The organism is Pseudomonas sp. CCI3.1 (assembly GCF_034313985.1).
In the GTDB taxonomy this organism is placed as follows: domain Bacteria; phylum Pseudomonadota; class Gammaproteobacteria; order Pseudomonadales; family Pseudomonadaceae; genus Aquipseudomonas; species Aquipseudomonas psychrophila.
The window spans coordinates 4552832-4568004 of the sequence record NZ_JAVIWO010000001.1 but is presented as its reverse complement, the minus strand read 5'-3'; the positions used below and the strand labels follow the sequence as shown (position 1 = coordinate 4568004).

The window sequence follows — 15173 nt, the reverse complement described above, 5'->3', positions numbered from 1 at the left end:
ATATTTCTGCAAGCCACATATCATTGCCACACAAATAAACCTCAAGGGACAGAATGAAAGATCTAGAGCCAGAAGTAGACAACCTATTTGATGCAAACCCAATTTTGAAGCTACCTTTTCCGTACATATACAACCACTTCTGCCAGATTACAACGCGCAATCTGCTAGATAATATGGAAATACCTTACAGCACACTTATCCCCTACACCTTCATCCTTGAAAAAGTCAAAGATTTCAACAACCAAACATTGGAATCCTGCACCGAATCAGGCTACAAAATCAAACCAGAAGATTTCAAAAATCTTTTCGCATGCGCAAATCTAAATATTGTATTCCCATTTATTCATAATGATATTTACAGCTTTACGCGAAAAAACGAACACGAGTCTTATGTTGATTACTTCGACCAGGACGCGGAAGACCATGAACTGACTGATATCATACTCACCAACCTTTCACTTCCGACAGTAACCCAACTTGAGCGAAGCCCAAAAACCTTATTTAGCAAAATCTTTTACAGGCTTGACTCCAAGAGATCGATAAATCCCACTGCTTATTTTGACTACATCTCAAAAATGTATTCCAACGCCCAGGATGCCTTTGTTGAGGCCGACATAATCCCTGATTCTTTCTACACGCACATTGGCTTTTCCTCCCCAGCAGAGTTCAAAAAAATCAGAACTGCCTTTATGTGCATAGGCCAGACCTACATAGATGTATCTATTGTCGTCGACAAATATTTAACGGCCCACGCTTTGCACGATACGCCGCTTGGCAAAAAGCTTTGGCAAGGCTTGGCAATGGAAAAGATGAAATACTCTGAAATCAAACACCACATTCAAAAGCTGTCCAGCGTATCGGATTCAGACTTTGATAAGTTCTCAGAATTCTTTTTCTGTTCCGAAGGTGAACACACCAAAATATCAAACAAATTCCTCCCGCCTTTTTGGCGCATCGAGGATGATGTATATTTCTTACCCGCAGCAATCCCCACTTTACTTGGCGCAAGAAACCTCCTAATTGCAATTCAAAATGATCAGTCCAAGAAAAAGAAATATAAATTTGACAGCATGATTTCCAACCTCTTCGAACCTGAACTATTGAAGAGGGCTGCGAGGCACTTTGAAAGTAATGGGTTGAGTACATGCTTGGAAAAAAAATTTGAAGGCGGCGAGATTGACTTGTTGGTCTACTGCAAAAACTCTCACACTATTCTTACAATCCAAGCTAAAGCCACTCTATACGCTGAGTCTGCCAGAATGGCCAGAAGACTTGACGGCAGAATTGAAGAGGCCGTTAGTCAAACTCTGCGCTTCGACAATCTAACCTTGGAATCCAAAAACCAAATTTACAAAAAAGCATTCCCAAAAATTCAACACCCCGAAAATGTTACCCACCTGCGTGGAGTGCTCACAAACTCTGGTTTCGGTACCACACATGGCTGGCAGCTTTTGAAACAAAATAACATCACACCTATCAACTGCAATATCCTCAAAAATGTTTTGCCAGAATGTAACTCACTATCGGAGATACCAGAAAAAATCCAACAATTTATCGAAACACTAAAAAATGAGTGCGAAATTGTTGAATCTCCGAAAATCTTCGAATTGCCCGACCACACTATCCACCAGAGGCACATTGAAACGCGAAATATGAAGGGCCTATATAATTCCCAATACTGGGGCGAGACCATTATATAGTAAAATCCTAGTTAATCATGTATCGCCGAGATCGCCTTCGGCGATACTTTCTTTACAATACAACAAAAAAAACTTAAACCATTGGGCAGAAGACCTTATGGCTCTGCAATTTAAATACTCCATTTCATGAGTGTCGCGTGCTAAACCGATTTTGATATCGGTTAAGCGAATCTCCAAGGTCGCTCGTGGTCATCCCCGATAAGATGGAAACGATTGAGATTGGCCTAGTGGTAATCGATTTGGAATCGCTTGAAATCCTCGACGAATTCCAGCGTTTCGTCCGACCTCAGATCAACCCTACCCTGACCGATTTCTGCACGAAGCTTACGTCCATTCAACCAGCGGACGTCGACGGTGCCCGAACCCATCAGAAGGTTGGCGAAGAGCTACGAACATCTGCTGCGAGTTATCCAAACGCGGCTTGGGCATCTTGGGGTGACTTTGAGCGCGATGCAGGCGTAGCTGAGTGCCCTTCCCTGCTCGAAGGCTTGCCACATTTCAATGCCAGGAAATGGCATGCCGGCCTATATGACTATCGACCGAAATCACTGACGCGAACGGTAGAGTCGTTGGGCCTGATTTGGCTGGGTACCTATCACCGAGGGATAGACGGTACTAGAAATGTGGCGTCCATCGTGAAGGAGATGCTTAGCTAATTGATGAGCCGGGCCCATTGGGCCGAAGGATCGACCTCCCCGTTGACGTGACTTCATACCACAGCCTAGCGATGGGCAAGCGATGACTCGCACACAGAATGATTTGAACACAACCTCTCCTCTCCCCGCCAACGAGGTCTCCCAGGTGCTGACTGACGTAGCGCTCGGCAAACGCATCATGATGAGAAGCGCTATCCAGTCATGGAATGAGATCTATCACGGCCTCATGCCCGTGGAGATTGATGGCTGGCAGCTCACACTCTTCAACGACTGTGACACCCTGGACTACTGCGAGTACTGCAGATCGCCTGATGGCAGAGTCGGGACACTTGAGCTCTGGCAGCGGGAAGGAGCTGATCCTGTCGACCTACTGGGTGCTTGGGAACGTGAGCAGCTCGAACGTTTACTAGCCGCGCTCTAAGCCCGTACGCAAATAAATCGCTCCGGCTTTTCTAGACACTCTCCAAGCTGCATTTCTCAAGTGTAATCCTTTCTAGTGAAGCGTTATGAAGTCAGCACCAGCCGCTAAAAGCTGATAATCGGTTACTGTCTGGACTAGCGAATCAGCCAATATTTTCAGTTGATCAATTTCCTCTTGTGGGCGGCCTAAAGTTTTAGCCTCACGATAAAGACGCAGAGCTTCTAAGGCCTCTAAGATCAACGGCTCGCCAGCCTCAGTCATTCCCAGAATTGTCCTCTTCATCAATACCCGCCCTCTCAGTAGTCAAATCAGTATAGCGGTTGCCCACTGACAGTCAGCCTCGACCCAGAGCTGTCGCTGGCCAAAGACAGTTATCGGTCACTTGCATGCTTCCTTGCGCAGTAACCTGCCAGTCAGCTCGCGGTATTTACCACACGTAAGCACGAGTCACGTCGGTAACTGGGCGAATGCTTCTGACAGAAACCGGGACACTTTGCGCTCAGCATGGGAGAGGGTTAGCTGATTGGCACCGCTATCAACAAGCCCCTCTAAACCTTGGATTTGCTCTCGCAAAACCTTGAGATCAGAGCCAGGCTAAGAGCGCAATTGAGAGCCCGCGCAGAGCGGGCTTTTGTCGAGAAGGTTCGTTTGTTAACGGTTGAATCGTTCGACCAATGAGTACTGGGTCGTCGCTGTTTGAGTTAATTCTTTGCTGAGCTCTGCCGAGCTTCTTGCTTGTTCAGATGTTTGATCTGCAAGATTTGCGATGGTCGTAATGTTGCGACTAATCTCCTCTGCAACGGCAGTTTGCTCTTCAGTCGCTGCGGCGATCTGGGTGGTCATATCAGTAATGTGAGCTACCGCATCACTAATACCGACCAGTGCCTTGTCAGCTTCTAGTACCCAGGCGACTCCTTCTTCAGCTTGGCGATGTCCATTCTCCATGGTTTTAACAGCACTATTTGACGAGGTTTGAAGCTTGGAGATCAGGCTATGAATTTGGATGGTTGACTGAGTGGTGCGTTGTGCCAACTGACGCACCTCGTCAGCAACAACAGCGAAGCCCCGGCCCATGTCTCCAGCACGTGCAGCTTCGATCGCGGCATTCAAAGCAAGCAAGTTGGTTTGATCGGCAATACCTTTGATGACATCGACAACCGTTCCGATTTCATTGCTGTCTTTAGCTAACTGTGCAACCGCTTGACCAGTCTCTCCGACAACGATCGAGAGGCGTTGGATGGCCTCTCGGGTATCTCGAGCTACATCACGGCCCCGTCCTGTTAGCTCATTGGCTTCTTGAGTAGCGCTAGCGGTTCTCTGAACGTGGGTTGCGACCTCTTGCGTGGTCGCAGCCATCTGACTAACTGCAGCTGACACTTGCTCAGTCTCGACTCGCTGACGTTCAAGTCCGCGCGAGCTATCTGAGGCGAGGTTATCCGACCTTTCAGCCAGACCAGTGAGCTGCTCTGCGGTGTCTTGCAAACGAGTAAGGCAAGTCTTGAGCCTCGATGTCTGGCTCACAAATGCGGTTTCAAGCCGCGCCTGTGGGCCGCGCTCATCGCTATACATCTGTGCAATTAACTGATCCGAGGTTGTGGGGTCAGCCATTTTCAACAGATGCAGCGCCCCTTGATTTTTCTGACGCGAAACAATCACCCCGAAGAGAACAGATATTAATACCGCCAAGGTTAATGCCAGAGAAGTACTGAAAAATACTCCCCCTAAGGAGCCCACTAGCCCCATAGCCAAAAGTGGTAGCCAGTCCATGAGGACAGGTTGCCATTTGTCACTGCTGGGGATAGCCGACTTGCCTAGGTTTAGGCGATTGTAAAGGTTCTCTGCGCGTCGAATTTGATCGGTCGTAGGCTTAACCCTGACTGATTCATAACCAATTACCTGGCTGCCCTCGAAAATTGGAGTGACATAAGCATTCACCCAGTAATGGTCGCCACTGCTAGTTCGGTTCTTTACGATCCCCATCCAAGGTTGGCCCTGTTTGAGAGCGCCCCACATATGAGCAAATATGGCAGAGGGGACATCGGGATGTCGGACGATATTTTGGGGCGCGCCTATAAGATCTGACTTATTGAAACCGCTGATCTCGACAAAAGCATCATTGCAATACGTAATGACACCTCGTGCATCAGTTGTAGAAATAAGTTTTTGTTGCGCTCCCAAGGCAATCTCGCGCTGCGTGACCGGTTGATTGTTTCTCATTTAGATAGATCCCTTGCCCTGTGTAAAGGGTATCGGCAGCTAATATGAAAAGCTTAATAAGTATTACCATAGGGTATTTTGCACCTAGTAATCCGTCTGCGCTCGGAATGCGACCCATTGGCAACAACGAACAAGCTGCCACCAAACTCTATGAGTGCCCCATCGTTTCAACACGACCAAGGTATAAAACAGCTCCAATAAATAGCCGTTCCGTATAGGCTAAAACTTTCCTTGATAAATAAAATCTTCGCTTACTTTATTCAAGCCACTTTACCTTACCGCCAAACACTACGAGTCATTTGTCGACAGCGTCGTAACCTGCGAAGCGTCATCATTACCACAAGCAGAACAGACCCTATTACGACCAGCTTGTTTTGCACAGTAAAGCGCATCATCCGCTCTAACAACTAACTTACTTGGGGTATCTCCCGAGGGCAGCGCGAATGCTACACCCATGCTAACAGTCACCCGAACTAGATCTTTACTTGTTGAAATCTTTGCACATTCAATCGCCAGCCGTAACTTCTCTGCAACACCGACGGCGCTTGCCCCATCCGTACATGGGAGGATCACACCAAACTCCTCCCCCCCTAACCGCCCAAAACTATCATGTGCTCGAAGTTCGGCGCAACACACAGCAACCACCTGTTTCAGAACAATATCTCCAATCGGATGCCCATACGTATCATTTACCTGCTTGAAATGATCAATATCAATCAATATCAAGCTTAACTTCGTACCGCAGGATTCTGAATCCCTGAACTCCTTCTCAAGGACTTCTAAAAAATGGCTCCTGCTCAGTGCGCCAGTTAAAATATCAACATTTACAAGTTCCCGAAGAGTTTTGTGAGCCTGCTTGAGGGCTTTTGCATCCTTCAAATGCTGCCACACGGTGGAATATATCAACAAAGCAAAAGACAGTAGCAATATCGTGACAGCACTTGCACAAAAAATTAGCACTCTATAACGCTTACCAGATGACATCAAATAATCTTCAGGTGAAAGCTGAACAAGAACAACCAAACCAGCGTCTTCTAAGCGACGGTATGCGGTCAAGCTCTCAGACCCATCGAATGCACTAACTCCTCTATACAGCCCTTCAGGCACCGCTTCCTTACCAAAATATGGCGCACTTTCCGAAAGCAATAACTCGTCAACATTAATAGTACCGCTATCCTTTGACGCTACTGCACGAGGAACACGATCCATACCTACAAGAGCAATCAAACCATGAGCCCCGACATTAATTTTTTTATAGAAATCTGAAAAGAAATACATAGGAATTGACACTACCACGACCCCAGAGAAACTATCACCTTCAATTATTGGCCGAGTGAACTGTATAGACCAAACACCAGAAACCCGGCCAAACACGGGCTTACTAATAAACAACTTATCTATTGATGGATTATCACGATGCACGCGAAAATGATCGCGACCACTAAGATCTACCGCACCCAAGGCTGGGGCTAGCGACGAATAAACTAGCATCCCCTCCGGAGAAATCAGCGCAACTTGAGCAACCATGCTCCCATAAAGTACAAGTTCCTCTTTAACTATGCGCCCAAAATCATTTCGATCTTTAACAGCATGCTCACGCAAATCTTGAGTTAAAGTATCTATAAAACGAACCACGCTTTGAACGTGCACATCGAATGCAACGGCAAGATTCATAGCATCACTACCCGCAGCTTTTTCTACCAAAACGTTCTCTTGATCAAGCCAAGCATGGAGCGTGCCCCACATAGGCACGAGCGTGATCAATAGAAACGCGATGGCTGCTAAGCCCGCTTTCGTTTTGGTAGCACGATGCTGGTACAATCTGAACCTCCATTACTGACCAACAGCCATTAAGATAACTATTCAGATTAGTGACATAATTCAACATACCTAGACACCTGATCATCAGCTAATCAAAGCATCTGACTAGACCTTAAAAACAGAGCAATATAATAGACTTACTACAACCACCAACCCTTTAGCCTAGAGCAATCATAGTACAAAAACCCGAACTATAGACTGAGACTTAAGGGGCAAGCTCCTTATAGCGCTTTGTTTGGTTAGATCAACTAAACGGTTTAAAACTAAAGATAGCACATCCAAAACATGTTGATTCGATCACTCCTTTTTTTACTTGCCGATACTTCCTGGGTAGGTTTTCAGGGCGATCAGCCCATGGTCGCCGACGATTCGTCTTGCACGAGCTCGGTCAAGTTGGGCTCTATGGGCGCAATAAACCACGCCGCAGTTGTGGTCAGTCACAACCAGTTGTGGCGTTGACATCGCGCGGGACTGACAGCCCAGATCAGCAGCAAAGCGGTCACGAAGGCGTGCTTGTTTGGTTTTTCAATCGGTCAGCTTTGGCAGTCAGATTCTGCGCGAGGGTCGAGTTGGGTATTGGAATTTGCAGCATAGTCCGGATCGTTCAATCAAAAGCTAAACGCCATCAGCTAAAATTTTATTCGGTTCCAGGCCAGCAAGAATCGCTCAGCGAAAATGAAGACTTGTGAATCGCTCAGCTCGGACATCAAATATTCATTGGCCGGAAATACGTGTTATCGATCTGGTCAGCAGGTTTGAGAGTCTGACTGTGCTCCCAGTATCGTGTCCACGGTTTCAGCCTAATCGGGTCGTGCGCTACGTTCTAATAGGTTAAACAAGTACATTCCGGCCAACATGGCCAATACGAATATGATGATTTGGCCGTGCCCTGTAAGCAGAATTGTTAACGCTGGCCCAGGGCAGATCCCCGCAAGCCCCCAACCTATACCGAACAACAGGCTGCCGCCAATCAAGCGGGAATCCAACTCCCTTTTCATTGGAAACTGCATCGGGGCACCCAACAAGGATTGTTTGTTTTTGCGCGCCCAACTCAAGGGAATAATCGCCACCGCGATGGCCCCCCCCATCACCAGTGCAAGTGATGGATCCCAGGCCCCGGCCAAATCAAGAAAAGCTAATACTTTGGCGGGATTCGCCATGCCTGCCAGGAGAAGACCAAGGCCGAAGATCAGTCCTGCAAAAAAGGCGGTCAACTTGATCATTTTCATGCTCCCACCACATGACGGATGATGTACACCGTTGCAAAGCCAGCAAACATAAAGCACATCGTTGCCGTGATGGATCGTGCTGAGAGTCGAGAGATCCCGCAAACGCCATGGCCGCTTGTACAACCAGATCCGTAACGAGTACCCACTCCGACAAGCAAGCCCGCAATGATCAGCGTCGGCCACCCTGCCTTAATCTCGATCTCTGGCATTACGGTAAACGCTCTCCACAACAACGGAGAAATCAGTAGACCAAGAAGAAATAACGCCTTCTCACTCCAACCCTCACTATCGAATCGCAGCACGCTTCCAAGCAGTCCACTGATGCCGGCGATGCGTCCATTCGCGAGAACAAACAAGCTAGCAGCCAGCCCTATCAAGGCGCCTCCAGCTAATGAAGTCCAAGGCGTGAAGTTGATCCAATCAATGCTCATTTTGCATCTCCTGCATATAAGTGCTGGTAAAAGACATGGATTTCAAAGGTGTCACCTGAGATTCTGAGCTCCCCCTAAAGGCGATCAAAGACCCTGTCGAGACCCGTGTAGGATTTCAGCCCCTGAATCCGCCCCGGCTCTCCTAGAGATATCGAAGCCTCAAAAGGACACAAGATGAGGCAAGGCTCGATCAGTCCGCTTTTGGCTGGTTGCCGCATTTCAGGAGGGGCATCTCTAGGCGAATAGTGATTGCTGAACACCTCAGAAACCCGGGGCGAATAATATTGACCCTCTGGGTATCGCAAAAATTACCGTACGCAGTTACTCAAAGTGGTTACAACGCATAACGTAAGTCAGCCACGAAGCTTGATCCGAGTCACCGGATGTGATGTGGTGGCCGATACAGAAAGACTATTCCCATTCGCCAACTATGGCGCTCGCGACTTTTATTTTTCCAGCATCACGAGGTTTCATGCAGATTGAGTTACAGGAGATTAGCGACCACCTCTATCGTTTCGCTCCTTTTGATGCCCTGCCAAAGGAGTCGGTAGACGCCATCGCTCGGCGAATTGAAGTGAGTTATTTCAAAGCCGGCAGTGACATTCTTGAAGCCGGTGCGACCATTCAGGATCTGCATTATGTTCGTAGTGGTGCGGTGGAGATTTACCGGCGTAATGGTGAGCTCTATGACCGTCTCGTCGAAGGTGACCTATTCGGTCAGGCAGGTCTGTTACGTAGCAACAAGGTACGCTTTCCCGCCCGAGCGTTGGAAGATAGCCTGATCTATTACATCCCTGCCGACGTTTTCGCTGACCTTTGTGCGCAACATGATGCTTTCGCTGACTTCGTTGAAGCAGAGGGAAACTCGAGACTCAAAACTGCTGTTGAAGCTCAGGGGCGTGCTAGTGAGCTTATTCAGCTCAAATGTCGCGCACTTATCTCACGTCCCTTGGTGTGGGTCACGTCAGATATCTCTGTCGGCGGCGCTGCAAAAATCATGACTGAGCAAAGTGTATCCTGCGTTCTAGTCATGTCTCCAGCAGGTTTAAAGACAGCTGAAATAGAAGGGATCGTCACAGATAGAGACCTTCGCACGCGATTTGTTGCAGTGGGCCTAAACGCTGACGAAACTCGTGCCAGCGACATTATGACAGTCGATCCGGTTGTAATTGGCTCCGATGATTCAGTGTTTGAAGCCATGCTTGTGATGTTGCGCCGCAATATTCATCACTTGCCGGTTGTGCACGATGGTAATCCAATTGGCCTTATAAACCTGTCGGATATCATCAGGTACGAATCGCATAGCAGTTTGTACTTGGTTAACAGAATCTCTAACCAGACCTCAGTTGAAGGTCTGAGATCACTTTTACGTGACCTGCGAGGAACCTATATCCGCATGGTGCGTGACGGGGCTACTGCGCACATGATCGGAAGCGCGATTTCAGGTATTGGCCGTGCCTTTACCCAGCGTTTGCTTGAGCTGGCCGAGAAAAAGTTAGGCCCGCCTCCAGTGCCTTACTGCTTTATGGTTTTGGGATCAATGGCGCGTGATGAGCAGTTGTTAGTGACTGACCAGGACAACGCGTTAGTACTCGACGACAGCTTCGATCCGATCCAACACGACTCTTACTTCCGAGCCCTGGCAACGTTTGTTAGCGATGGACTGGCCGCGTGCGGTTACAGCTACTGCAAGGGCGGGGTCATGGCGACCAACGAGCAGTGGCGACAGCCTTTGAAGGTATGGCGAAGTTACTTCGATCAGTGGATCGAAAAACCTAATCCAACTACGTTGCTTAATAGCTGTATTTTTTTCGATCTGGATGGGGTTTTTGGCAAGCTTGAGTTGGTACAAGAGCTTAAAGACCTGTGCGCTCGAAAAGCCAGTACACACCCTGTATTTCTAAGCGCAATGGCTCGTATTGCCCTTAATCGAACGCCGCCATTAGGATTCTTCCGTACTTTTGTCGTCGAGACTGACGGACAGCAAAAAAGGATCATCAACCTTAAAGGGCGTGGCACGGCACCGCTGACCGACCTTATCCGGATTCATGCGCTAGCATGTGGCAGTACCGCTCAGAACTCATTTGATCGCATGGATGCTATAGCCCGCAGTAAAGTCATTCCTCCAGAAGCATTAAAGCAACTTCGGTACGCACTAGAGTTCCTGTCGATGGTGCGTATTCGACACCAGGCGGACGCACTTGAACAGGGGGCATCACTCAATAACTACATTGAGCCCGAGCGCTTTTCTAGCAGTGAACGACATAACCTCAAAGAAGCGTTTCAGGTGTTGAGCAATGGCCAAAATTTCTTGCGATTCCGATATCCTTCAAAGGGCCGCTTTTAGCGATGAAAAACCTAAAAAAGCAGCCTAAAAATAGAGTGCTGGACTGGTCTGCCGAGTTCGAGACATTGGCGAAGATTTCGGTTAATCCTCTATTACGAAAGTTCTATCAAGCTGGCGCGGTTTCAGCGCTGGCACCCATTGAGAGCGTTCAACTGCTGGCCATGGACGTAGAGACTACCGGCCTTGACTCACAGTCCCACAGCATCGTGAGTATTGGTGTTATGCCGTTCACGCTTAATCGTATTTGTTGCGGGAATTCACTCTACTGGGTGATAAAACCATCGTCCGAACTGAATGAAAAGTCAGTGACCTTTCATCACATAACCCATGCCGAAATTTTAGATGCCCCCGTGTTTGCGCAGGTGCTTGATCCTTTGCTTGAAGCCATGGCGGGCAGAGTGATTGTCGTCCATTACCGGAATATTGAGCGCGCTTTCTTGGATCAGGCAGTGCGTAGGTATTTAGGTGAAGGCCTTAAGTTTCCAGTCATCGATACGATGCAGTTAGAGGCACACTTCCATAGGCAAAAAATTAGCTGGTTCGGCCGACTGATTGGACGCAAGCAACAGTCCATACGGCTGGCAGACAGTCGCTCTAGGTTGAACCTGCCGGCTTATCACGCACATCATGCATTAACCGATGCTCTCGCGACTGCCGAGTTGTTGCAGGCGCAGATAGCAACTCACTACTCGCCACTCACACCTGTCGGTGAGTTATGGAATTGAACCAAGTTAATAGCTTCAAGGTGCAAGCAGATAGATATGTTACACCTTGAAGCTTGAGATCAATCTTACCTATAGCCTAGCTCATACTGACTAGCGAGGCTCAGACATTAGTCCTTTCACTAGAGAGATACACCCTATCATTAGAACTATTGCGAAAGGTAATCCCGTGGATACTGCCATTGCCTGCAGTGCCACCAGACCGCCCCCCAATAGCAGAGCAATCGCAATCACGCCTTCGATTACCGCCCAGAACACCCGTTGAGGAACAGGCGCGTCAACCTTGCCTCCAGCTGTGATGGTATCGATCACCAATGAGCCGGAGTCAGAGGAAGTAATAAAGAACACTATGACCAGAATAATACCTAGGAATGAGCTGATCTCCTTGAGGGGGAGCTCTCCCAGCATGGCGAACAACTTCAGCTCTAAGACCGCGTCCTTGACTCCCATAAGGCTTTGAGTGGTCACTTGGTCAATTGCCGTACCGCCAAACGTAGTCATCCATAATACAGAAACTACTGAAGGCACAAGTAGAACAGAGATCAGAAACTCTCTGACAGTTCGACCACGACTGACGCGAGCGATAAACATGCCTACAAATGGTGACCAACTGATCCACCAAGCCCAGTAGAAGGCAGTCCAGCCTTGAGTGAACTCGATATCAGTACGTCCAAATGGGTTTGAGAGCGCAGGCAAATATTCAACATAAGTCACCAGATTTTTAAAGAATCCAGTGAAAATAGCCAGGGTCGGCCCCACAATGATTACGAACACCAACAAGAGCAGCGCAAGCCCCATATTGATCTGGGAAAGCATTTTGACGCCCTTGTCCAAGCCGGAAAGGACTGACCAAAGAGCGATTATGGTGATCCCAACGATCAGTACAACCTTGCTCAGATTCGTCGATTGAATTCCGAAGAGATATTCAATCCCTGCGGCAGCCTGTTCTGCGCCAATCCCTAAAGAGGTCGCCAAACCAAATAGCGTGGCAAATACCGCTAGTATATCGATGATATGTCCCGGCCATCCCCAGACACGCTCACCCAATAGTGGATAAAAAATTGAGCGTATTGAAAGTGGCAAGCCTTTGTTATAAGAAAACAACGCTAAAGACAGCGCCACAATCGCGTATATAGCCCAAGGATGGAGTCCCCAGTGAAAGATTGTAGCCGCCATCGCCAAGTCAGCAGATGCCTTCATATCACCTTCGGCACCTCCTAGGGGCGCCCAATCCGTGCGTAAACCGCTCGCATCGACTGTCACACCTCCCATTGAAGCAGCGTAATGCGACATGGGTTCGGCTACCCCATAAAACATCAACCCAATGCCCATCCCCGCAGCAAAAAGCATTGAAAACCAACCGACGTAACTATGGTCTGGTTTGGCATCTCTACCGCCCAAACGAACCTTGCCCAGCGGAGAGAAAATAAGTGCAATGCATAGCAAGACAAAAACGTTCGCAATGCTCATGAAGAGCCAGGCTAGATGGCTGGTTAGCCAGTTTCGAATGGAGCTAAAAAGGGGTTCTACTTCATTCTGCAATGCCAGCGTCAAAATCACGAATAGTAAAATGGTAGCTGCTGAAATGATGAAAACTTTACCGTGGATATCGAGTGAGAACGAAAACTCTCCCTTGATGTTGTCTTGACCAATGACATAGTCAGTATCGATAAGATTGGCCGCTCCAGTAGGAGCAGGAATGCCTTCACTGGGTTGAGAAGGTGTGTTTGGACTATCATCCGTAGGCTTTCCAACCATAAGATTCCCCTTTTGAGATTCACGTCATAAAACGTGTAATTATCATTATCCCCGCTGTTCCTATGGTAAAACGAGATTTTAGCCAAGCTATCCTAGCAAGCTTTGGGAACAAAATTTCTAAAACCTCAGCTCTTTTAACTTCTTACCAGAGACTTCTCTCGCGTAGCCTTGGCAGGCTTGCAACGCGATTAGTCCCTGATCGCCGTCACCGTAGACTCCGATAATTCGTTGGGCATGCGCTGGAACAAGTTGGGTTCTAAGGGCACCATAAGCCATGCCGCCGGCACCGGTGGTAGGTTGCACTGCGTCACAACCATTCGTAGCTCCGTCGAGTTGGACTTACAGCCGCAGGCCGGCAGTAGCAAGCGATCACCCAAGCGTGATTGTTTGGTTTTTGCATAGGTCAGAGTTCGGCAATAGGATCGGTCACTGGCTGCCAGCAATTGCTCTAGGGTAAGGAGCTTGCCCTGCTCTGCCAGAACCCGCGTGGGGCTGGCATTGGTCAGAAGGGTGAACTTGGTTTGGTGGGCAGCTTCCTTGGCGACCAATTGCTCATCGTAGGCGTGGCCTGCCACGGCCATGCAGTTCACGCGCTACCCACCATCAGGGCAAGGATGATCAGCAGCACCCAACACCGTATCCTCCATCACGCCAACACCTTGAGCGCTTGGGCATACAGCGCCTGCCGATCGGCCACTCCATTCTGGTCACCATTGATGCGCTGGGTGATCCTGTCGAACTGACTAGTGTCGGCAAAGGTGTTGCCGGTCTCTTTGCCAACTCGCCCCGTCGGTGCGATTAAACGCTTGTGGCTCCGGTCGTGCCTAGGGATATTCTCTAGCTCTCAGCTTAAGTAATACAAACACTCATCCACGCACGGAACTATGAACTGGGGGGGGCTGTTTTTAAAGTCGATGTCGCTAATACGACGGGGAAAACCGTCCTTGTTTATCAGGTTATTGTTTTGATACTCAGCAGGGGCGGTCAGGATGGGTCGTAATCTGGGGGAGTTGGCTAACACTAAGCTTCTATGGCCAAAAACGCACAGATTTCAGCGTCAGATAGGAGTTACTCAAGAGCCTCTGGAGATGCTTGAATTCTCCGCCGAGAAGATCAACCACCTATCTCAAATAACATACCAAAAGGGCCCTCGAACGGCCCTTTTGTACTCAAACCAAAATCACTTGGTCAGCCAGGACTCAACGGTATCTGAGCCGTGTTCTGCCTTCCACTCCTTCAGACCTTTGTGATTCCCACCTTTGGTTTCGATGACCTCGCCAGTGTACGGATTTTTGTAGACCTTCACCTGACGTGGTTTACGAGTGCCAGCTTTGGATTTCACTACTGGAGTGCTGCGGCCAGTCTGAGGATCCAACAAGTTGATGATGTTAGACAGGCTGTAACCGTATTCAGCAAGCAGAGCGCGCAGCTTCGACTCAAACTCTATTTCCTTTTTGAGGCCAGCATCGCCTTTCAGTGTTTCGAGAGCCTCGAGTTGTTCGGCAAGGTGTTTTTCGAGTTGGCGAAATTCAGCAAGTTTTGACATGTTTAATCTCTACGTAGTTAGTCCCATAACAATACACCAACTTTGGAGTTTTCCGCCAATCGTTTAGGTATAAGATCCATGAGTAACGATCACGAAGGCGCGCACTGTGGAGTCTGGGCTCACACTCTAATTTTATTCGTTCCCTGTCAAAAGCGAAGTATTGAGGTCAACATCTTTGTGGCATGGATGTGTCTATGAAACTAGGGGTTATTCAGGATGATGTGCTGAGTATTCTGAGATTTACCCAGCAGCTGCAGACGCGGCTGTGCTTTATAGGTCGGTTGAGCAAGGGCGAATCGCGACTTACTCCGCTCACGCCGAGTAT

13 protein-coding genes are annotated in these 15173 nt (G+C 48.5%); 5 read left to right on the top strand and 8 right to left on the bottom strand.

Going from position 1 to position 15173, the window contains the following annotated elements; genetic code table 11:
- Positions 1 to 53: 53 nt before the first annotated feature.
- The 3 genes from RGV06_RS20980 to RGV06_RS20970 all read left to right on the top strand — a co-directional run bounded on the left by RGV06_RS20980 (position 54) and on the right by RGV06_RS20970 (position 2777).
- On the top strand, positions 54 to 1700 hold the full coding sequence (locus tag RGV06_RS20980) for a hypothetical protein (RefSeq protein WP_322151162.1): 1647 nt from the start codon (positions 54 to 56) through the stop codon (positions 1698 to 1700).
- Positions 1701 to 1903: 203 nt separating this feature from the next.
- A complete protein-coding gene (locus RGV06_RS20975) occupies positions 1904 to 2356 on the top strand; it encodes a 3'-5' exonuclease (protein WP_322151937.1) in 453 nt (150 codons plus the stop codon).
- 82 nt (positions 2357 to 2438) lie between these two features.
- Positions 2439 to 2777, top strand: coding sequence for a hypothetical protein (locus RGV06_RS20970; protein WP_322151161.1), 339 nt, complete (start codon positions 2439 to 2441; stop codon positions 2775 to 2777).
- Positions 2778 to 2849: 72 nt separating this feature from the next.
- On the opposite strand, the gene RGV06_RS20965 is transcribed toward RGV06_RS20970, so the two are convergent.
- From RGV06_RS20965 to RGV06_RS20945, 5 genes are all read right to left on the bottom strand, one after another.
- Positions 2850 to 3059: a hypothetical protein gene (locus RGV06_RS20965; protein WP_048350899.1), complete on the bottom strand. Its 210-nt coding sequence runs from the start codon at positions 3057 to 3059 to the stop codon at positions 2850 to 2852.
- Between the two features lie 369 nt (positions 3060 to 3428).
- A complete protein-coding gene (locus tag RGV06_RS20960) occupies positions 3429 to 4994 on the bottom strand; it encodes a methyl-accepting chemotaxis protein (RefSeq protein ID WP_095023400.1) in 1566 nt (521 codons plus the stop codon).
- 288 nt (positions 4995 to 5282) lie between these two features.
- Complete coding sequence (locus RGV06_RS20955) at positions 5283 to 6815, bottom strand: diguanylate cyclase (protein ID WP_322151159.1); 1533 nt, start codon at positions 6813 to 6815, stop codon at positions 5283 to 5285.
- Positions 6816 to 7615: 800 nt separating this feature from the next.
- Positions 7616 to 8038: a DUF6691 family protein gene (locus tag RGV06_RS20950; protein WP_095023402.1), complete on the bottom strand. Its 423-nt coding sequence runs from the start codon at positions 8036 to 8038 to the stop codon at positions 7616 to 7618.
- A 2-nt stretch (positions 8039 to 8040) separates the two neighbouring features.
- Positions 8041 to 8475: a YeeE/YedE family protein gene (locus RGV06_RS20945; protein ID WP_322151157.1), complete on the bottom strand. Its 435-nt coding sequence runs from the start codon at positions 8473 to 8475 to the stop codon at positions 8041 to 8043.
- Positions 8476 to 8947: 472 nt separating this feature from the next.
- Between RGV06_RS20945 and RGV06_RS20940 the strand changes: the two genes are divergently transcribed.
- A complete protein-coding gene (locus RGV06_RS20940; RefSeq protein WP_037031797.1) occupies positions 8948 to 10822 on the top strand; it encodes a DUF294 nucleotidyltransferase-like domain-containing protein in 1875 nt (624 codons plus the stop codon).
- Positions 10823 to 10824: 2 nt separating this feature from the next.
- Positions 10825 to 11547, top strand: a complete 723-nt coding sequence (locus RGV06_RS20935) for a 3'-5' exonuclease (protein ID WP_095019783.1) — start codon at positions 10825 to 10827, stop codon at positions 11545 to 11547.
- A 90-nt stretch (positions 11548 to 11637) separates the two neighbouring features.
- Here RGV06_RS20935 and RGV06_RS20930 read toward each other — a convergent pair whose 3' ends face one another.
- The 3 genes from RGV06_RS20930 to RGV06_RS20915 all read right to left on the bottom strand — a co-directional run bounded on the left by RGV06_RS20930 (position 11638) and on the right by RGV06_RS20915 (position 14848).
- Complete coding sequence (locus tag RGV06_RS20930) at positions 11638 to 13302, bottom strand: BCCT family transporter (protein WP_095023404.1); 1665 nt, start codon at positions 13300 to 13302, stop codon at positions 11638 to 11640.
- A gap of 188 nt (positions 13303 to 13490) precedes the next feature.
- Complete coding sequence (locus tag RGV06_RS20925) at positions 13491 to 13892, bottom strand: hypothetical protein (RefSeq protein ID WP_322151154.1); 402 nt, start codon at positions 13890 to 13892, stop codon at positions 13491 to 13493.
- A gap of 590 nt (positions 13893 to 14482) precedes the next feature.
- A complete protein-coding gene (locus tag RGV06_RS20915; RefSeq protein ID WP_095019784.1) occupies positions 14483 to 14848 on the bottom strand; it encodes a histone-like nucleoid-structuring protein, MvaT/MvaU family in 366 nt (121 codons plus the stop codon).
- Positions 14849 to 15173: the final 325 nt, after the last annotated feature.